17 protein-coding genes and 1 tRNA gene are annotated in these 17765 nt (G+C 56.6%); 4 read left to right on the top strand and 14 right to left on the bottom strand.

Features of this window, described 5'->3' with window-relative positions:
• Nucleotides 1–139: 139 nt before the first annotated feature.
• The 6 genes from BLV81_RS11395 to BLV81_RS11370 all read right to left on the bottom strand — a co-directional run bounded on the left by BLV81_RS11395 (nucleotide 140) and on the right by BLV81_RS11370 (nucleotide 5640).
• Entirely contained in the window at nucleotides 140–766 is a 627-nt protein-coding gene (locus BLV81_RS11395) for a 50S ribosomal protein L25/general stress protein Ctc (RefSeq protein WP_092355901.1), read from the bottom strand.
• Between the two features lie 131 nt (nucleotides 767–897).
• Nucleotides 898–1848 carry a ribose-phosphate pyrophosphokinase gene (locus tag BLV81_RS11390; protein ID WP_092355898.1) on the bottom strand — a complete coding sequence of 317 codons (951 nt, stop codon included), beginning with the start codon at nucleotides 1846–1848 and terminating at the stop codon, nucleotides 898–900.
• 175 nt (nucleotides 1849–2023) lie between these two features.
• A tRNA-Gln gene (locus tag BLV81_RS11385) sits at nucleotides 2024–2100 on the bottom strand.
• Nucleotides 2101–2190: 90 nt separating this feature from the next.
• The gene (ispE, locus tag BLV81_RS11380; RefSeq protein WP_092355895.1) at nucleotides 2191–3081 is read right to left on the bottom strand and encodes a 4-(cytidine 5'-diphospho)-2-C-methyl-D-erythritol kinase; all 891 of its coding nucleotides are present in this window, start codon (nucleotides 3079–3081) and stop codon (nucleotides 2191–2193) included.
• A 16-nt stretch (nucleotides 3082–3097) separates the two neighbouring features.
• On the bottom strand, nucleotides 3098–3787 hold the full coding sequence (gene lolB, locus BLV81_RS11375) for a lipoprotein insertase outer membrane protein LolB (RefSeq protein WP_255365139.1): 690 nt from the start codon (nucleotides 3785–3787) through the stop codon (nucleotides 3098–3100).
• Between the two features lie 26 nt (nucleotides 3788–3813).
• Nucleotides 3814–5640: a tetratricopeptide repeat protein gene (locus tag BLV81_RS11370; RefSeq protein ID WP_255365138.1), complete on the bottom strand. Its 1827-nt coding sequence runs from the start codon at nucleotides 5638–5640 to the stop codon at nucleotides 3814–3816.
• Nucleotides 5641–5896: 256 nt separating this feature from the next.
• Here BLV81_RS11370 and mutM point away from each other — a divergent pair, with 256 nt between their 5' ends.
• Genes mutM through mutY form a run of 3 tightly spaced genes read left to right on the top strand, consistent with a single transcriptional unit; the run spans nucleotide 5897 to nucleotide 9822 of the window.
• The gene (gene mutM, locus BLV81_RS11365) at nucleotides 5897–6718 is read left to right on the top strand and encodes a bifunctional DNA-formamidopyrimidine glycosylase/DNA-(apurinic or apyrimidinic site) lyase (RefSeq protein WP_092355889.1); all 822 of its coding nucleotides are present in this window, start codon (nucleotides 5897–5899) and stop codon (nucleotides 6716–6718) included.
• A gap of 38 nt (nucleotides 6719–6756) precedes the next feature.
• On the top strand, nucleotides 6757–8694 hold the full coding sequence (locus tag BLV81_RS11360) for a dynamin family protein (RefSeq protein ID WP_092355886.1): 1938 nt from the start codon (nucleotides 6757–6759) through the stop codon (nucleotides 8692–8694).
• Complete coding sequence (gene mutY, locus BLV81_RS11355; RefSeq protein WP_092355883.1) at nucleotides 8695–9822, top strand: A/G-specific adenine glycosylase; 1128 nt, start codon at nucleotides 8695–8697, stop codon at nucleotides 9820–9822.
• A gap of 9 nt (nucleotides 9823–9831) precedes the next feature.
• Here mutY and BLV81_RS11350 read toward each other — a convergent pair whose 3' ends face one another.
• From BLV81_RS11350 to ilvA, 7 genes are all read right to left on the bottom strand, one after another.
• Nucleotides 9832–10458 (bottom strand): LON peptidase substrate-binding domain-containing protein, encoded by a 627-nt coding sequence (locus BLV81_RS11350; RefSeq protein ID WP_092355880.1) that lies wholly within the window; start codon nucleotides 10456–10458, stop codon nucleotides 9832–9834.
• Nucleotides 10459–10511: 53 nt separating this feature from the next.
• Nucleotides 10512–11375, bottom strand: coding sequence for an RNase adapter RapZ (gene rapZ / locus BLV81_RS11345; RefSeq protein WP_092355877.1), 864 nt, complete (start codon nucleotides 11373–11375; stop codon nucleotides 10512–10514).
• 86 nt (nucleotides 11376–11461) lie between these two features.
• Nucleotides 11462–12409: an HPr(Ser) kinase/phosphatase gene (gene hprK, locus BLV81_RS11340; protein WP_092355874.1), complete on the bottom strand. Its 948-nt coding sequence runs from the start codon at nucleotides 12407–12409 to the stop codon at nucleotides 11462–11464.
• A gap of 99 nt (nucleotides 12410–12508) precedes the next feature.
• Nucleotides 12509–12985: a PTS sugar transporter subunit IIA gene (locus BLV81_RS11335; RefSeq protein ID WP_092355871.1), complete on the bottom strand. Its 477-nt coding sequence runs from the start codon at nucleotides 12983–12985 to the stop codon at nucleotides 12509–12511.
• 366 nt (nucleotides 12986–13351) lie between these two features.
• A complete protein-coding gene (locus tag BLV81_RS11330) occupies nucleotides 13352–13963 on the bottom strand; it encodes a hypothetical protein (protein ID WP_092355868.1) in 612 nt (203 codons plus the stop codon).
• 133 nt (nucleotides 13964–14096) lie between these two features.
• Nucleotides 14097–14936: an NADPH-dependent 7-cyano-7-deazaguanine reductase QueF gene (queF, locus tag BLV81_RS11325; RefSeq protein WP_092355865.1), complete on the bottom strand. Its 840-nt coding sequence runs from the start codon at nucleotides 14934–14936 to the stop codon at nucleotides 14097–14099.
• A 144-nt stretch (nucleotides 14937–15080) separates the two neighbouring features.
• Nucleotides 15081–16637 carry a threonine ammonia-lyase, biosynthetic gene (gene ilvA, locus BLV81_RS11320; protein ID WP_255365137.1) on the bottom strand — a complete coding sequence of 519 codons (1557 nt, stop codon included), beginning with the start codon at nucleotides 16635–16637 and terminating at the stop codon, nucleotides 15081–15083.
• 155 nt (nucleotides 16638–16792) lie between these two features.
• Between ilvA and BLV81_RS11315 the strand changes: the two genes are divergently transcribed.
• Nucleotides 16793–17284 carry a YqaA family protein gene (locus tag BLV81_RS11315; RefSeq protein WP_092355859.1) on the top strand — a complete coding sequence of 164 codons (492 nt, stop codon included), beginning with the start codon at nucleotides 16793–16795 and terminating at the stop codon, nucleotides 17282–17284.
• A 35-nt stretch (nucleotides 17285–17319) separates the two neighbouring features.
• Here the strand turns inward: BLV81_RS11315 and BLV81_RS23630 are convergent, their stop codons facing one another.
• Nucleotides 17320–17709 (bottom strand): hypothetical protein, encoded by a 390-nt coding sequence (locus BLV81_RS23630; protein WP_143036323.1) that lies wholly within the window; start codon nucleotides 17707–17709, stop codon nucleotides 17320–17322.
• Nucleotides 17710–17765 lie beyond the last annotated feature (56 nt).

Genomic DNA, 17765 nt, shown 5'->3' with positions numbered 1-17765 from the left:
ATCGCGGATATTGCGCACTAGCGTCCAATCCTGGCCCGGCGATTTATCTTAAACAGCTTTGCAGCAATAAAAAACCCGCCACGAAGGCGGGTTTTTCGACCAGAAAACCGCTCTGGCGCTTTGACAAATACGATTGCTATTACTTCTTGTCAGCAGCTGGAGCATCAGCAGCTGGTGCAGCTGCCGCGGCAGGCGCTTCAGCTTCAACCTTGCCGGCCGGGATCGATGCAGTAGCGATAGTCAGGTTTTCTTGCGAAACCGCTGTCACGCCCTTAGGCAATTTCAGGTCAGCCAAGTGGATCGAGTGACCGACTTCGATGTTGATCAGATCGACTTCGACGAATTCTGGCAGGTCGGCAGGCAAGCAAGTGATGTCCAGGTCAGCGATAACGTGGCTGATGATGGCGCCAGACAATTTCACTGCAGGAGCTACGTCTGCATTGACGAAGTGCAGAGGCACTTTAACGTGAATTGCTTGTTTTGCATCAACGCGCTGGAAGTCAGCGTGCAATACCAGTTGTTTGTATGCGTGGACTTGGAAGTCGCGCAGCAGAACTTTCTGTACCGCGCCGTCGATTTCGAGGTCGAGGATCGAGGAGTGGAAAGTTTCTTTTTTCAGCGCGTGGTACAGCGCATTGTGATCCAGCGAGATATTCACCGGCGCTTCGGAACCACCATAAACGATACCTGGGGTTTGGCCAGCATTGCGCAGGCGGCGGCTCGCTCCGGTCCCCTGCTCTTTGCGTACAAATGCGATTACTTTCATTTTGAAGCTCCATTGTGTGCCGGATAGAAGTCCGGCGGTAAAAACCCTCCGCGACCAGAGGGTTTTGTTAGCCTGCCGCGTCCGCCTTTCGGCCGACGCAACAGGGAATACGAATTCAGTATGCTAAATAGTTATTCAGCAAACAGCGACATGACCGAATCGCCCTTGGTAATACGCTTGAACGTTTCAGCCAGCAAGCCCGCACATGACAACTGGCGGATCTTGCCGCAAGCCTTGGCTTCTGCCGACAGCGGGATGGTGTCGACCACCACCAGTTCATCCAGCGGCGAGTTGACGATACGCTCGAGGGCAGGGCCGGACAGCACCGGATGTGTACAGTAAGCCACTACTTTCTTGGCGCCGCGCTCTTTCAATACTTCGGCTGCCTTGGTCAGGGTGCCGGCGGTATCGACCATGTCGTCCATGATCACGCAGTTACGGCCTTCGACTTCACCGATGATGTTCATGACTTCAGACACATTCGCCTTCGGCCGGCGTTTGTCGATGATCGCCAGGTCGCAATTCAGGCGTTTTGCCAGTGCACGGGCGCGTACCACGCCGCCGACGTCCGGCGATACGACCAGCAGGTCGTCGTAATTCTTGCTAACCAGGTCGCCCAGCAAAATCGGCGATGCGTAAATATTGTCGACCGGGATATCGAAGAAGCCTTGAATCTGGTCAGCGTGCAGATCCATGATCAATACACGTTCGACGCCGGCTTCCTGCAACATGTTGGCGACGACCTTGGCTGAAATCGCAACCCGCGCCGAACGTGGGCGGCGGTCTTGCCGTGCGTAGCCATAATAAGGAATCGCGGCGGTAATCCGGCCGGCCGAAGCACGCTTCAAGGCATCGACCATCAACATGATTTCCATCAGGTTGTCATTGGTCGGCGCGCAAGTCGATTGCAGCACGAATACATCTTTGCCACGGACGTTCTCGTTAATCTCGACCATTACTTCGCCGTCGGAGAATTTAGTAACGTTGGCTTTGCCTAGCGGGATACCGAGTTGCTTGGCAACTCCAATAGCTAGTTCCGGGTTTGCGTTGCCGGTAAAAACCATCAGGTTTTCGTTTGCCATGGATATCCCTGGATACTGTCGTTAAAAAGTTGAAAAGCCGACAATGCCAGACTGGTGCAGTCTTGCGTTGGCGGCTTATGTGTTCGCTGTGTGCAGTTTTGTATTTCTGATGCGGCGTAATCCGACTGCCGCTGTAAGACCAAATTTCCTGCTGGACATTATTGTCCGTATTTAATGGCAGGGGAAGAAGGATTCGAACCTTCGAATGCTGGAATCAAAATCCAGTGCCTTAACCAGCTTGGCGATTCCCCTACGCAACTTGTTGTCTACCATAAATCCGCGCAATGCTTGTCATGAACCTGCGCTTGAATCTGATGCTAAACCGAATTCTGTACTTCTTTACTACTTCAGCAACCCCGCGAGCGGATGTTCCTGCATCGCCTTGGCTTTCCATGCTTTCCAGTGACGCGGTACCAGTTTCAGTACTTCCTCAGCCTCGTTTTCTTGCGTAAAGCCGCAAAAAATACAGGCGCCGGATCCGGTCATTCTGGCATCTCCATAATTACTGAGCCATTTGATGGCATCGGCAACTTCTGGGAACTGCCTGGCAGCCACAGCTTCCAAATCGTTTTTTCCGAAGAGCTTTTTAGTACCTATCGAAAAGTCCGTCATTTTGACGGGTTTCGTACGCCTTGTCAATTCCGAACTTGAAAAAATTAATGCGGTCGGAATTGTTACGCCGGGCTGAATTATAACGAACCACTGCCCGGGAGTGTCAAGCATTTGTAAGGTTTCTCCGATTCCTTCTGCAAATGCATTCCGTCCGAACAGAAAAAACGGCACGTCGGCGCCCAGCTGCAAGCCTAAAACCATTAATTCTTCGCGCGACAGGCCGCCTTGCCAGAGATGGTTCAGCGCCATCAGCGTGGTGGCGGCATCGGAAGAGCCGCCGCCCAGTCCGCCGCCCATAGGCAGATTTTTTTCGATGCGGATGTTTGCGCCTAATGTGGCCGGGGCGGCGTCAAATCCTGCGGCGCCCGCTTTTTCACGAATCGCGGTTTGCAGCAATCTGGCGGCGCGGACGATCAGGTCGCTTTCTTCCGGCACACCGGCAATCTCGGTGGTGCGGCGGATCTGGTCGTCAGCGCGCACTTCGAAATGCAAAAGATCGCTGAAATCGACCAGCTGGAACACGGTTTGCAGCAGATGATAGCCATCCGGGCGGCGTCCGGTGACGTGTAAAAAAAGATTCAGCTTGGCCGGCGCCGGGCAGTTGTTCAGGATGCGTGTCATTACAAACTCAGTGTGGTCAGTGTGGCTGGCGGCTATCGATGACGATGCGGATCGCGACGTCGCCGGCTTGCGTGGCATTGCGCGCCAGGTCTATCCGTTTCGGATAGCTTTCGGCGCCGCTGTCCAGGTCTTGCCAGTTGGTATAGTGGATCAGCCAGTTGTCGGCGGTCGTAACGCTGAAGCTGTCGGCGGCAGCTGGCGGGGTTGCAGTGAAACGCTGGCCGGCGGCGCTCTGGCCAAAGCCTTGCAGCCAGTCGCGCAGGCCGGCGATCGGCAACGGCCAGCCCAGCGCTTGCACCGTCAGCGCATCGACATCGCTGGCGCTGCGCACGGGCTGGCCGCTTTGCTTGAGCGTTGCCTGGTCAGCCGCAATATTGATGGTGGCCAGGGTTTGTCCCAGCGGCGAGAGCAGGGTGATAATGGTTTCCTGCTGGTCTTGCGACCAGGTAAAGCTGCCGTGCATCGCCTGGTCCTTGCCGTCTTGCTGATAACGTATCGACAGGCGGCCGCTGACGTCGATGGTTTGATGATATTGCCGCGCCGCGCCGCTGCCGCCGGTAGTTGCGGTGCTTGTGTTGGCCGCAGCGGTCGATGTGGATGAGGGCGGCAAAGTGCTGCAGCCGCTGAGCACAACGGCGGCCAAGGCAAGCGCTGCCAGGCCGCTGCGCCGGATCGGCGCCAGCATCAGCCATGCGGTCCTGGTCATATACCTGGTCTTGCCTGACGCTTGCATCATAAGCTGGCGCCCAGCCGCGTCAGCGTGTTTTTCAGCGCGTCGTTTTGCGGATCTTTCTGGCGCACTTCACGCCACAATTTTTGCGCATCGGTTTTTTGTCCTTTCACCCACAGGACTTCGCCAAGGTGTACGCCGATTTCCGGATCGGGCAGCAAGCCGTAGGCATTGCGCAGCCGTGACTCGGCTTCGTTCAGGTTACCCATGCGGTATTGCACCCAGCCCATGCTGTCGACAATGAAGGGATCTTGCGGCGCCAGCGCCAGCGCTTTCTGAATCAGCGCCAACGCTTCCGGCAAACGGATATTGCGCTCCGCCAGCGAGTAGCCGAGCGCGTTATACGCTTGCTGATTCTCCGGCGCCAGCGCGATCAGTTTGCGCAGCGCGGTTTCCATGGCGTTCAGGTTGTTCAGCTTTTCTGCCGCCATGGCGTAGTCGTACAGCAGGTCGGGATTGTCGGGTTGCGTCTTGAGCGCTGTCTCCAGGACTTTGAATGCTTCTTGCGGACGATTGGATTCGCGTAGCAATTGTGCTTCCACCTGGGTTATCTGGGCCTTTTCATGTTCGCCGTTGGTGTCGATCTCAGCCAGCACCCGGCGCGCGCCGGCCAGGTCGCCGCGTTTGGACAGCAACTGGGCGCGCCGCAACTGGGCATCCAGGTAGGCATCGCCCGGCTCGACTTGCGCCAGCCATTTCAGCGCGGTGTCGGTGTCGTTACGATCGGCAGCGATCTGTGCCAGGATCAGCAAGGCCTGGGTGTTGTCGCGTGCTTCGTTTGGATGCTGGTTCAGTTGGTCGACGTAACTGCTCAGGTAGCGTTCGGCAGCCTTGGTGTCGCCGATCTGCGCATTTAACAGGCCGAGCGCCAGCAGAGTGGTGACATCCTGCTTGTCGCTTTTGAGCAGGATTTCAAATTGACTGCGGGCTTGTTCATATTGTTTCTGGTCGATCAGGGTACGCGCGTAAGCCACCCGCACTTCACGCGAACCCGGATATTTCTTGAGGAAATCGGTCAGGATGGGTGCGACGTCCTTACTGTCCGGCGCGACTTGCGCGCTGGTCAGGATCGCCAGTTCAGAATCGGGTTTGAGACCCAGCGCAATTTTCGCTTCCTCCTGAGCACGGATGCTGTTGCCCGAGCCGAACGCTTGCTGCGCCAGCGCCAGATGCGCTTCCGCCATCGCGGTGTAGGGCGTGACCAGTTGTTCCAGCAAGGTGAATGCGGCGGCCTTGTCTTGCGCCCGCGCCAGCAAACGCTGGATCTGCAGCATCATCACGCCACGCGCTTGCAGCGGTGCGTCTTGCAGGCGCTTTTCAAGAATTGGCCTGGCCTCTGCCAGATTGTTGCTGAGCATGATGAAGCCGAGATAATACTGGGTTGCCTCGTCCGAATCGGGGGCCAGCTCACGCCACAGGCGGATGGCGACCAGCGCTTCGTTGGCTTGTTTGGCGCTGAGCGCCATTTCGGCCGCGCGCCGGGCCAGGCGCGGGTCACGTGTTTGCTGGGCCGCTCCCAGCAGGGTTACATACGCGGATTGCCAGTTGCCGCGCTGGAAAGCGATTTCAGAGCTGAGCACTTTGAACAGGAGTTCCTTGGACAACGCTACCGCCGGCAAATGTTCTTCCGGTGGTTTGACCGGCATCACCCTGGGCGCCAGCTTGCGGCTTGTGATTTGCTCAGGACTGGCAGTCGGGGCATCTACAGGGGAAGAAGTGGTAGCGGCGCCAGCGGCAGCATCAGGATTTGCAGCATCGTTGCCGGGTGTTATACCGGCGCAAGCCGACAGCAAGGTGGAGAGCGTTACAATGGCAAGGGTTTTTTTCAAGGGAATATCCTGGCTTGGCATGCATTTGTAGAGACCTGATGTAGGAAATCAAGATTACATTCAGGTTCTTAGTCATTTCCTGAAAACCGGTTTTCAGAGGTAATCTTGATTTTACGCCCAACCAGAGAGCAATGCGCAGCAGCCGCCGCCGGATTTGTTTCAAAAAGTACATAAAAAGCAGTTGAATTGGAAGTTGAGTTGCCGTTAAGTAGACTATGCCGTTTGAGAATTTTCCATCCGAGAACGTATCTGAACCATGCCCGAATTACCTGAAGTCGAAGTGACACGACGCGGCGTTGCGCCGCATCTCGATGGTCGTGCAGTGACTGCCGTTACTTTTCGCCACCGCGGCCTGCGCTGGCCGTTTCCGCTCGATTTGCCGGAACTGCTGATCGGCCATAGGGTAAGCAGTACTGGCCGTCGCGGTAAGTATCTGTTGCTGCGCTTCGATCACGGCACCGTGATTATCCATCTGGGGATGTCCGGGCATCTGCGTATCCTGGAGCTTGGCGTTGAACCGCAAAAGCATGATCATTTTGATCTGGTGGTTGGCCGGCAACTGCTGCGGCTGACCGATCCGCGGCGTTTCGGCGCAGTACTCTGGCACGCCGCTGCCGACGGCCCGGTGGAGCAGCACGCGCTGTTGGCAGGGTTGGGGCTGGAGCCGCTGGAAGATATTTTCTCCGCCCAGATTCTTTATCAAAAGACGCGTAACCGCAGCGCGCCGATCAAGCAGGTGCTGCTGGCCGGCGACATTGTGGTCGGGGTCGGCAATATCTACGCTTCCGAGAGCCTGTTCCGCGCCGGCATCAATCCGAAAACCCCGGCGCATCGCATCAGCCTGGCACGCTATGAACGGCTGGTTGATGCCATTCGGATAATTTTAGCGGCGGCAATTGACAAGGGTGGCAGCACTTTACGTGATTTTATTGGTGCCGATGGTCAATCTGGCTACTTCCAACAGAGTTATTTCGTCTATGATCGTGCTGGGTTGCCGTGTAGAAATTGCGGAACCTTGATTACGCAGATTAAACAGGGGCAGCGTTCGACGTTTTATTGCAAAAAATGTCAGAAATGAATATTAAAGAAAATTAGAGAAGATAGGCGAGAGAGATAGTGAGCAATCTAGTCCAAAAATTCCAGGAATACAGTGAATGGCGTACCGGCGTGGCGGGCGCCTTGCGACGTTATCAGACATGGGCGAGCGCCTCGAAGCTGTCGGATGTCGCCAGCGAGCAGCGCATCAGCCGCGCCTTGGCGCGCCTGACCGACGACAAATTGTCGATCGCCTTCGTCGCGGAATTTTCGCGCGGCAAATCGGAATTGATCAATGCGATCTTTTTTGCCGATTACGGGCAACGCATTTTGCCGTCCGCCGCCGGCCGCACCACCATGTGTCCGACCGAGTTGCTGTATGACGCTTCTTTCCCGTCGTGCATCCGTCTGTTGCCGATAGAAACCCGGGCAGAATCGCAATCGACCAGCGACTACAAGGGTGCACACCATGTCTGGACGGTATTGCCGCTGGATATCTCATCCACCGACGGCATGCTGGAAGCCTTCAAGCAGGTCAGCCTGACCAAATGGGTGCCGGTGGAAGAGGCCAAGCTCTACGGCCTGTACGACGAGGACGACCCGGACGCCGCGATGGCCATCGATGCGCTGGGGCGCGTCGAAATTTCCCAGTGGCGCCACGCCATCGTCAATTTTCCGCATCCCTTGCTGAAAGAGGGGCTGGTGATTATCGATACGCCGGGTTTGAACGCGATCGGCACCGAGCCGGAGCTGACGCTCAACCTGATTCCCAACGCCCACGCAGTATTGTTCATTCTGGCGGCAGATACCGGCGTCACCAAAAGCGATATCGACGTCTGGCGCCATCATATCGGCAGCGGCGCCGGCCGCATGGTGGTGTTGAACAAGATCGACAGCATGTGGGACGAGCTGCGTTCGCCGTTCGAGGTAGAGCAGCAAATCAGCCGGCAGGTATCGAGCGTGGCGCAAACGCTGGGTTTGGCGGAGACGCAGGTGTATCCGGTGTCGGCGCAAAAGGGCCTGGTCGGCAAGATCAACGGCGAGCCGGATCTGCTGAAGAAAAGCCGCTTGCCAGCCCTGGAAAATGCCTTGTCGCGCGAGTTGATTCCCGCCAAGCGCGACATCATCCGGGCCCAATTGATTGGCGACATCCATGATCTGACGGTCACCAAGCAAGCCCTGATGTCGGCGCATATCCGCAGCGTGGTCGAGCAGTTGCTGGAATTGAAGAGCTTGCGCGGCAAGAATACTTCCATCATCAGCCACATGATGAAGCGTATCGATATCGAGAAAAAGGAATTCGACGAAAGCTTGCTGAAATTGCAGGGCACGCGCATGGTGTTTGCGCGCCTGTCGGCGGGCGTGTTTTCGACGCTGGGCATGGGCTTGCTGAAAGAAGAAATCCGCAAAGCGCGGGAGACCATGGAAGGCAGCATGTTTACCGCCGGCTTTCGCCACGCCGTGAAAGATTTTTTTGACAAGGCGCAGGAAAACCTGATGCTGTCGGGCCAGAAGACGGATGAAATTTCGGAAATGATGACCATCATGTACCGCAAGTTCTCGACCGAGCACGGCCTGGCGCTGTCGACGCCGATGCCGTTCTCGCTGGATAAGTATCGCAATGAAATCGGCGTGATCGAAACCGCCTATCACCGTCAGTTCGGCACGGTCACCTTGGTGAAGACCAGCCAGGTGGTGTTGATGCAGAAATTCTTCGATTCGATCGCCTCGCGCGTGAAGCAGAGTTTCTTGCAAGCCAATCGCGACGTCGATGCCTGGCTCAAGGTGGTGATGGCGCCGCTGGAGGAGCAGATCCGCGCGCACAAGTCGCAGCTCAAGCAACGCACCGATTCGATTGAGCGGGTGCATGTGGCGATCGACAGCCTGGAAGAAAAAATCCAGTCGGTGGAAATGCTGCAGAAAGAACTGACTGCACAAAGGAATACCTTGATAGCGTTGGAGAATGATTTGAAGAATGCGCTGGGAAGCGATCTGGCGCCGATGAAAGTTGCGGTATAGATGAAACGTGTAGTTACTAATAGCAGCATCGGCAGTACCGAATCTGCAGATGCGCAGGCATTTGCCGATCCATCTTTTTCCGCTGCAGTGATTCTCTGGCAGAAGCAACACGGCCGCCATGCATTGCCATGGCAGACTTCGCGTGACGCCTATCGTGTCTGGCTGTCCGAAATCATGCTGCAGCAAACGCAGGTGGCCGCTGTGATTCCGTACTACCAGCGTTTCCTGTCGAGCTTCCCGGATGTGCAATCCCTGGCTGCCGCACCAAGCGAAGAGGTGATGGCGCATTGGAGCGGCTTGGGTTATTACACGCGAGCGCGCAATCTGCATCGCTGTGCGCAACGCGTGGTGGCCGAACATGGCGGGATATTTCCACGGGATCCTGTGCTGCTGCAAGATCTGCCCGGCATCGGTCGTTCGACAGCGGCTGCCATTGCGGCATTTTCTTACGGTGTGCAGGCCGCGATTTTGGATGGCAACGTCAAACGCGTGTTCGCCCGGGTGTTCGGCATCGATGGTTACCCCGGCGCCAAGCCGATCGAAGATGCAATGTGGCGCCGTGCCGTCGCCCTGCTGCCGGAACAAGGCGTGGAGTCGTATACCCAGGGCTTGATGGATCTCGGCGCAACGCTTTGCACCCGCAGCAAACCATCTTGTGCGACTTGCCCGCTGGCGTCACGTTGTGTGGCGCTGGCTGCCGACCGGGTTGGACAACTGCCGGTGCGCAAGCCGAAAAAAGCCATTCCCGAAAAACATACCGGCATGCTGGTGATCGTCGATCAGCATCAGGTGTTGCTGGAGCAGCGTCCCGACAGCGGTATCTGGGGCGGCTTGCTGTCGCTGCCGGAAATCGCGCCGGGAGCGGATTTCGAGGCAACGTTACATCGCGCCACTGCGGCGTTCGGCGAAGTGGCATCATGCGAGCCGCTGCAGCCGTTCACTCACGTGTTTACCCATTTTAAATTGCAGATATCGCCGTTCCAGATTGCGCTTAAGCGACGACTGGAAGGTATCGCCCAAGCCAGCTACGTTTGGTATCCGGCTGAAAAACTGGCGGACGCGCCGCTGCCGGCGCCGGTCAAAAAATTGCTGCTGGAAGTCTTACGCGAAGCCGATTTGTTCGCTTGAATTTACGGCTTAGATGATGTTGTGCTGTAGAAGATATTGATGGACTATGCCAAGCCGCTCGCGGCCGTCGGTCAGTTCCAGCAGTTTCTGGCGTGCTTTCAAGGAGATCGGCAGGATTTCGCACCAGCGGTTGGCGACCCAGCCCGCATTGCCGAATTGCGGCGGCAGTGCGAACGGGCTGGCGAAATTTACACCATGCGCCGTCCGGCCTTTCTTGTCGATGTCATCGATCACCAGCTTCAAAGTGCTGGCGCATTGCAGATGTACATCATCGGGACGCGTTACCTGGTCGGCTTCGATCAGCGTTATCTGCGCCTCCAGGCGCTGGTCGGACAGCACCCGCTGCTGCACAATCCGGAACCGCTGGCTGCCTTCGGTGCGCAGCATCATCACGCCCAGGTCCTGCATGTCCCACTCGGTAATCCTGGTCAGGCAGCCTACGCTTTCAGGTTCGGCCGCCTTGCCGACCTCTTGCCCTGATTTGATCAGCACTACGCCGAATGGCTGCTCACTTCTCATGCATTCGCGCAGCATGTCGAGGTAACGCGTTTCAAACACCTTGAGCGGCAGCACGCCACCGGGAAACAATACGGTATTGAGCGGGAACAGCGGAATCCAGTTGTTGTTTTCGGACATGGTAGTAGGTTGGATGTGAGCGGCGCCCGCCTTGAACCGGGAAGCCGGGTTTTCTAGCCCAGTTCGCGATGGCGTCGCACCACGCGTTCGGAAACCTGGAAATATTGCGCCAGCTGTTCGACCATATACACCGAGCGATGCTGGCCGCCGGTACAACCGATCGCTACCGTCAGGTAACTGCGGTTATCGTCCTTGAACGCCGGCAGCCATTTCTCGACGAAGTTGCGGATATCGTCGAGCAGGTCGCTTACCTTCGGCAAGTCTTCCAGGAAGGCGATGACAGGCTGATCGCGTCCGGTCAGCGGACGCAGATTGGCGTCGTAATGAGGATTCGGCAACATGCGCACGTCGAACACCAGGTCGGCATCGAGCGGCACTCCGCGTTTGAAGGCAAACGATTCGAACAGCAAGGTCAGCGGCGCCGGTTCGGTATCGACCAGTTCCTTGATCCAGCCGCGCAGCCGATTGGCGCTGACGTCGGAGGTATCTATCGTAAGGCCGATGCCTTCGATCTCGACCAGCATCTCGCGTTCATTCAAAATGCATTCGGTCAATGTCAGACGGTCGGCCGGATTCTGGCCCGGCAGCAGGCGGTGCGATAAGGGATGGCTGCGGCGGGTTTCGGAAAAGCGGGCGATCAGGGATTCGGTCTGCGCTGTCAGGAAAAACACTTTGACGTCGTGTCCTTCCGCTCGCAATTGCTGGATGTCCGACGCCAGGCCGGTGAGCGAATCGGCGCTGCGAGCGTCGGTAGCCACCGCCAGCATTTGCGCACCCTCATGCCGGCGCGTCGCGACCAGATCCCGCAGCAAGGTCGGCGGCAGATTGTCGACGCAAAAATAACCGGCATCTTCGAGCACGCGAAGAGCGACCGATTTGCCGGAGCCGGAGATGCCAGTGATAAGAATTATGCGCATTATTTAATGATACCGTAAGTACGGCGATCGAGAACACAGGGTGGGGCGCCCACCTTGTATTTTATGACGATGCGGATTTCGGATATTTAAAGATCGCTGTCGCTATCCATCGCAATACGCTGGCGGGCGATGAAATCCTTGAGCGTATCGATGCCGCGCAGTTGCAGGATGGTATTGCGCACAGCGGCTTCCAGCAGTACCGCAATATTGCGGCCGGCGGCGACCGGGATGATGACTTTGCGGATCGGCAGCCCCAGTACTTCCTGGGTGTTAGCGTCGAGCGGCAGGCGCTCGTAATTTTCTTCCAAGGTGGCGCGCCGCACCAGATGTACGATCAGCTTGAGGCGCATTTTTCGGCGTACCGCGGTTTCGCCGAAGATAGTCTTGATGTCGAGCAGGCCCAGGCCGCGTACCTCCAGCAGATTTTGCAGCAGGTGCGGGCAGCGTCCCTCAATCATGTTCGGCGCGATGCGGGAAAACTCGACCGCATCGTCGGCCACCAGGCCGTGGCTGCGCGAGATCAGTTCCAGCCCCAGTTCGCTTTTGCCGAGGCCGGACTCGCCGGTAATCAGCACGCCGACTCCCAGCACGTCCATGAACACGCCATGCATGGTGATCCGTTGCGCCAGTTTTTTCGACAGGTATACCCGCAGGTAATCGATCACCTGCGCTGCCGGCAACGGCGTCGAAAACAGCGGAATGTTCTTTTCGTCGCAGATCTCAAGAATGTTCGGCGGCGTCGCCAATCCTTGCGCGATGATGAAGGCGGGTGGTGCGCCGGCCACCAGTTCAGCGGTCTGATGGACTCGCGAGGAGGCCGAGAGGCGTTGATAGTATTCGGTTTCCTGGTGGCCGAAGACCTGGATCCGGCCCGGATGGATCAGGTTCAGATGGCCGACCTGGTCGGCCGCCGAGGCGGCATCGCCGGAAATCAGGCGTTCGCCGCCGGGGAAACCGGCAAACCAGCCTAGTTGCAACGATTCGCGATTTTCGTCATACAGCTGCTGAATCGATAAGGGCGTGGAAACGGGCATGGTTGGCGTCTGGCTTGGTTAGGTGGCAAAGTAAGATCGCCCGTAGGCGACCCAGACACGATGAGCGCGATCTTGGAAGCGACAGGTTCTTACACCAAATTATGTCGCATTTTCGGTGCCCATGGGCTGCCAGGCGACGATATGGGCGTGCACCGAGGCCGGATCGGGATCGCTGGCCAGAATGGTACGGAAGGCATCGCTGGAAAACATTTCGGCGATTTCCGACAGGATTTCCAGATGTTGCTGGGTGACGTTGTCCGGAATCAGCAAAAACACCAGCAGGCGGACCGGTTCGCCATCCGGCGATTCGAAGGGAATCGGTTCGGCCAGGCGCACAAAGGCGGCCAGCGGCGCTTTCAATCCCTTGACGCGGCCATGCGGCACGGCGACGCCATGGCCGAGGCCGGTAGAACCTAGGCGCTCACGCGCAAACAAGTTGTCGGAGACGGTAGAGCGGGCAATCCCGCAATTGTTTTCGAAGAGTAAACCGGCTTGTTCGAAGGCGCGTTTTTTACTGGAGACTTCCAGATCCAACGCCACATTTTGTGTGGGCAGGATTTTTGCAAGATTAGTCATAATACAAATTGGTATGCGGCACAATACGGGTGGTTGTGTCTAAGTCAGTGTTCAGGTCAGCATGCAAGCAACCATTCAGGCCACCACTAAAACTGCCGCAGCATATCGAAAACAGGCCAATTTCCGGGGCTACCGATCGCAATAATGTGATTGTAGCGGTCATTGCAAGGTCTCCCCCGATCTTGGCCCAAGTCAGCATAACTCAGGCTACGGTGTGATTGCGTTCTGTTTTTACGTTCTGCTTTTGCGTCCTGCTTTTGCGTCCATTAACGGCCTTCATTAATGGCGCCTATCTCAGATTATAGACTTGATTCCAGTCAACAACATCAACTTGCGGTCATCGTCTTAGCGCGATGACCTGAGTTTTTACTTAACTTCAAAGCGCGCAAATACCAGCCAGACGTCGCCATTGCCCTTATTCTGCGACAGGCGAGGCACATAGGATCCCATTAACTTGGCGCCTTTGACGCCTAGCGACACGACCGGCAAGGCAATCGGGAATGGAAAGCCGCCGAAATAATCCTGGCGGCTCATCAACATGGCGGTATAACCGGCGCCGACTTCGACTGGCGTCTTGGGCACATTCCAGATCCATTCATAGGCATAGCCGGCCATGACCTGCGGCTTGAAATGGGAGTCGCGGATCGCAAACAGGTACAGGGATTCGTCATTGCCGCTTTCATTGCGGATGGTGCGGCCGCCACCCAGGCCCCAGGCCTTTTCATTCAATTCCTCTATGCGCTCTTTCGTATAGGTGTGACGGCCATGATAGGAATAACCCGACAGATACACTTCCATGTCGCCGTTTTCGACAATATTGTCGAACCGGTTTTTGGTCTGCGAGAGGGTTTTGCTGAACCAGCCGGTGGTGTCCGGGGTTTCCTGAGCCTGGGCCGGCGTACCCGCAGCGACCAGTGCGGTCATGCAGGAGAGTAAAGCGGTGCGTCTGAGAGCGGTAAAACGAGAAGAAATTGTCATATGCAAAAGGATCCTTTACAGCGAGGTCGTAAGGTAGACGCCGATCCTTTGAGCGTCAATATTCCTGACCAAATAATTGTCATTCAGCTATTTAAGTGCTGTCTTTTTGCCACGATTTGTGGCTAATTGTTAACTATTGCCTTGCCTGGCGCCAATTCAACGGTGGCTGCGAAGTAGAGAAATTGCTGCGCCATGGATTGATATCGAGACCACCGCGCCGGGTATAGCGCGCATAGACAGACAACTTCTGTGGCGAACAGTTGCGCATCAGGTCCATAAAAATACGCTCAACGCACTGTTCATGGAATTCGTTGTGGTCGCGGAAGCTGATCAGGTACTTGAGCAAGCTCTCCTGATCGATGGCGGCGCCGACATAATGGATTTGCACGCTGCCCCAGTCCGGCTGGCCGGTAACCAGGCAATTCGATTTCAGCAAATGCGATAGCAAGGTTTCTTCAACGACAAGCTGGTTCGGGTCGCATTTTAATAAAGATGGATTCGGCTGGTATTCGCTGACTTCAATATCCAGCCGGTCCAGCAGCAAGCCTTGCGGCTCTTGCAGCTTGAGTTCGGAGAATGCATCTGCGGTGCTCAGGGTGACATGTACCGGCGCGCCGAAACCCGCCGACAGGTCTGCGCGCAATAGCTGCAACAGCGCATCGGTGTCAGCCAGCTTGGTCTGGTTGAAGGAATTCAGGTACAGCTTGAACGATTTCGACTCGACGATATTGGGAGAATCCGCCGGGACCGTGAAAGTGGCGATGGCAACCTGCGGCTTGCCGCGCAAATTCAGCCAGGATACCTCGTAGGCGTTCCAGATATCGACGCCGAAAAACGGCAGCGTGCCGCTGATGCCGATTTCTTCGCGCTTGCCCAGGCGGGCAATCGGAAACAGCAGCGATGGCTGGTATTGTGTCTGGTAGGCGGCGGGTTTGCCTAGCGGCGAGGCGTCAGGCGTGTTCGAGATGGTCATGGCTTTTGCATGTGCTTAATAAAGCAGTATTTTGCCAGATGAGGGCATGAAGGGTATTAGTTGGATATTTGGGCGGTCGCAGCCGGATGCGAAGCAAGGCGCCCGGCGCTTGCAGTGCGAGCACTGCAAGCGAGGCAGATCGTCTTAACCAAGAAATAATTTATAGACCGGATTGCTGCTTTCATCCCAATAGCGATAGCCCAGGCCGGCCAGGAATGCGCGGAAAACTTTCATTTCCTTTTTCGGCACTTGCAGTCCGACCAGGATGCGGCCGACGTCGCCGCCCTGGCTGCGATAGTGGAACAGGCTGATATTCCAGTCCGGCGCCATCGAATTCAAGAAACGCATCAACGCGCCCGGACGCTCCGGGAATTCAAAGCGGTACAGCAATTCGTTTTTCGCCAACGGGCTTTTGCCGCCCACCAGATGCCGCACATGGACCTTGGCCAGCTCGTCATGGGTCAGGTCGAGCGTGCTGAAGCCGTGTTTCTCGAAATTCTTGGCGATCAGGCTGGCTTCTTCGGCGCTCGAAGTCTGTACGCCGACAAACACATGGGCGATTTTCTCATCGCTGATGCGATAGTTGAACTCGGTGACGTTACGCGGCCCGACCAGTTCGCAGAAGCGGCGGAAGCTGCCGTGCTCTTCCGGGATGGTGACGGCATACACGGCTTCGCGCAATTGGCCGATATCGGCCATTTCGGCGACGAAGCGCAAGCGGTCGAAATTCATGTTGGCGCCGGACGCAATGGTGATCAGGGTCTGGTCCTTGATCGGCTTGCGGGTGCTCTTGGCGCGTTCGACATAGGCTTTGGCGCCGGCCACCGCCAGCGCTCCGGACGGTTCCAGAATGCTGCGCGTATCCTGGAAAACATCTTTGATCGCGGTGCAGACCGCATCGGTATCGACCAGGATCACTTCGTCCACATACATGCGCGCCAGGCGGAAGGTTTCTTCACCCACCAGCTTGACTGCGGTGCCATCGGCAAACAGGCCGACATCCGGCAGCGTGACGCGGCGGCCGGCCTTCAGGCTGCGCGCCATGGCGTCGGAATCGGTGGTTTGCACACCGATGATCTTGATCTCAGGCCTTACCGTTTTGACATAGGCGGCGATACCGGCAATCAGGCCGCCGCCGCCGATCGGCACGAAAATCGCGTGGATAGGCCCGGCGTGCTGGCGCAGGATTTCCATGCCGATGGTGCCCTGGCCGGCGATCACATGCGGGTCGTCGAACGGATGGACAAACGTCAGCTTGAGTTTCTTTTCCAGCGTCAGCGCGTGGTTGTAGGCATCGGTATAGGAGTCGCCGAACAGCACTACTTCACCGCCGCGCGCGCGGACCGCATCGACCTTGACCTGCGGCGTGGTGGTCGGCATTACAATCACGGCGCGGCAGCCGAGCTTGGCAGCCGACAGCGCCAGTCCTTGCGCATGGTTGCCTGCGGAAGCGCAGATCACGCCGCGCTTGAGCTGGGCCGGGGTCAGGCTGGCCATCTTGTTGTAGGCGCCGCGCAATTTGAAACTGAACACGCTTTGCACATCTTCACGCTTGAAATAAATCGGGTTGCCAATGCGCTGCGACAGGGTCGGCGCAAATTCAAGCGGGGATTCGACCGCGACATCGTAGACGCGGGCGGTGAGGATTTTCTGCAAATAGTCTGTGGTCATGTTGTCGTCAAATTGGGTTGTCGAGAGCACTCGACAAGGGGATCAGGCCGGAAAGAACAGCGGATCATTATAATGGACGGCTTTTAATCGTCACCAGGTTTTGTCGGCCGCAGCGCAATAAACGTTATCAACAACCTCATATGCTGTTGCGCGCACCGCATCTGCCGTCTCTTTGAAGTGCCCCTATGATCGAATCCGCAGTTTTATGGTTGCTCAAGACACTAGCCGTGCCGACGGTCGGTTTAACTTCCGTCTTTATCATCAGTTTTGTCGCCGCTACCTTGCTGCCGCTGGGCTCGGAACCGGCAGTGTTTGCGGTGATCAAATCCAACGGCGCGCTATTCTGGCCGGTGATTTTCGTCGCGACGGCAGGTAATACCCTGGGCGGCGTGGTCGATTACTGGATGGGCTACGGCGCCAAGCAAGCTTTCGCCCGCGAGCGCGGCAGCAACTGGTTTGGCTGGCTGCAGTGCTATGGCGCAAAAACCATGCTGCTGGCCTGGGTGCCGGGCATCGGCGACCCCATCTGCACTGTGGGCGGCTGGCTGAAATTGCCGTTTTGGCCTTCCGTCATGTACATGGCGATCGGTAAATTCGTCCGCTATATGTTGGTGGTCTGGCTGCTGATGCATGTGCCGGACGGCTTTTGGCGAGAAGTTGCGAGCTGGCTCGCGTGAACGGTGAGCTGTGAGCCGTCAGTTGCTTTTTTGAATCAAATTGCGGACAGGCCCGCCCCAAACATCGCCGGTGTAATCAGCAGTAGTATGAGGTATGACAGCATACGCAATGGCCATGCGCGCTCACGCAGCAGATGAGAAATACCGAAATACGGGTTTCTCTTTGATAGCGAGACAGGGGTCATGAGATCGCTCCTGGATTCTGGGAAATCAGCCTTTGCACTGGCCGTAGTCGGCCAACGTGAGGGCAATGCTGTCGAAGATTTCGCTGATGATTTGGCTAAACATGAGAGCTCCTGAAACAAATGGGTAGGGAAGTATTTTAGATAAAAACTATTAATAATTAAAAATTGATTGTTTTTATTGATTTCATTGGATTTGCCTATCCAGGCATGATCAGTCTCTTGCACTGCACAAATCGGCATGTCGCCGTCGCGAAGTAGCGCGATAAGCTAAAATACTGGTCCAGCAGCAGTAGTCA

It is taken from the genome of Collimonas sp. OK242 (assembly GCF_900107095.1).
Taxonomy (GTDB): Bacteria; Pseudomonadota; Gammaproteobacteria; order Burkholderiales; family Burkholderiaceae_D; genus Collimonas.
The sequence above is the reverse complement of the archived record's forward strand: the minus strand, read 5'-3'. Positions and strand labels throughout refer to the sequence as shown.

What these genes read in the sequence shown, in the direction of transcription:
- BLV81_RS11395 (WP_092355901.1), bottom strand. Translation starts at nt 766, where the DNA reads ATGAAAGTAATCGCATTTGTACGCAAAGAGCAGGGGACCGGAGCGAGC.
- BLV81_RS11390 (WP_092355898.1), bottom strand. Translation starts at nt 1,848, where the DNA reads ATGGCAAACGAAAACCTGATGGTTTTTACCGGCAACGCAAACCCGGAA.
- ispE (WP_092355895.1), bottom strand. Translation starts at nt 3,081, where the DNA reads ATGACACGCATCCTGAACAACTGCCCGGCGCCGGCCAAGCTGAATCTT.
- lolB (WP_255365139.1), bottom strand. Translation starts at nt 3,787, where the DNA reads ATGACCAGGACCGCATGGCTGATGCTGGCGCCGATCCGGCGCAGCGGC.
- mutM (WP_092355889.1), top strand. Translation starts at nt 5,897, where the DNA reads ATGCCCGAATTACCTGAAGTCGAAGTGACACGACGCGGCGTTGCGCCG.
- mutY (WP_092355883.1), top strand. Translation starts at nt 8,695, where the DNA reads ATGAAACGTGTAGTTACTAATAGCAGCATCGGCAGTACCGAATCTGCA.
- BLV81_RS11350 (WP_092355880.1), bottom strand. Translation starts at nt 10,458, where the DNA reads ATGTCCGAAAACAACAACTGGATTCCGCTGTTCCCGCTCAATACCGTA.
- rapZ (WP_092355877.1), bottom strand. Translation starts at nt 11,375, where the DNA reads ATGCGCATAATTCTTATCACTGGCATCTCCGGCTCCGGCAAATCGGTC.
- hprK (WP_092355874.1), bottom strand. Translation starts at nt 12,409, where the DNA reads ATGCCCGTTTCCACGCCCTTATCGATTCAGCAGCTGTATGACGAAAAT.
- BLV81_RS11335 (WP_092355871.1), bottom strand. Translation starts at nt 12,985, where the DNA reads ATGACTAATCTTGCAAAAATCCTGCCCACACAAAATGTGGCGTTGGAT.
- BLV81_RS11330 (WP_092355868.1), bottom strand. Translation starts at nt 13,963, where the DNA reads ATGACAATTTCTTCTCGTTTTACCGCTCTCAGACGCACCGCTTTACTC.
- queF (WP_092355865.1), bottom strand. Translation starts at nt 14,936, where the DNA reads ATGACCATCTCGAACACGCCTGACGCCTCGCCGCTAGGCAAACCCGCC.
- BLV81_RS11315 (WP_092355859.1), top strand. Translation starts at nt 16,793, where the DNA reads ATGATCGAATCCGCAGTTTTATGGTTGCTCAAGACACTAGCCGTGCCG.
- BLV81_RS23630 (WP_143036323.1), bottom strand. Translation starts at nt 17,709, where the DNA reads ATGCCGATTTGTGCAGTGCAAGAGACTGATCATGCCTGGATAGGCAAA.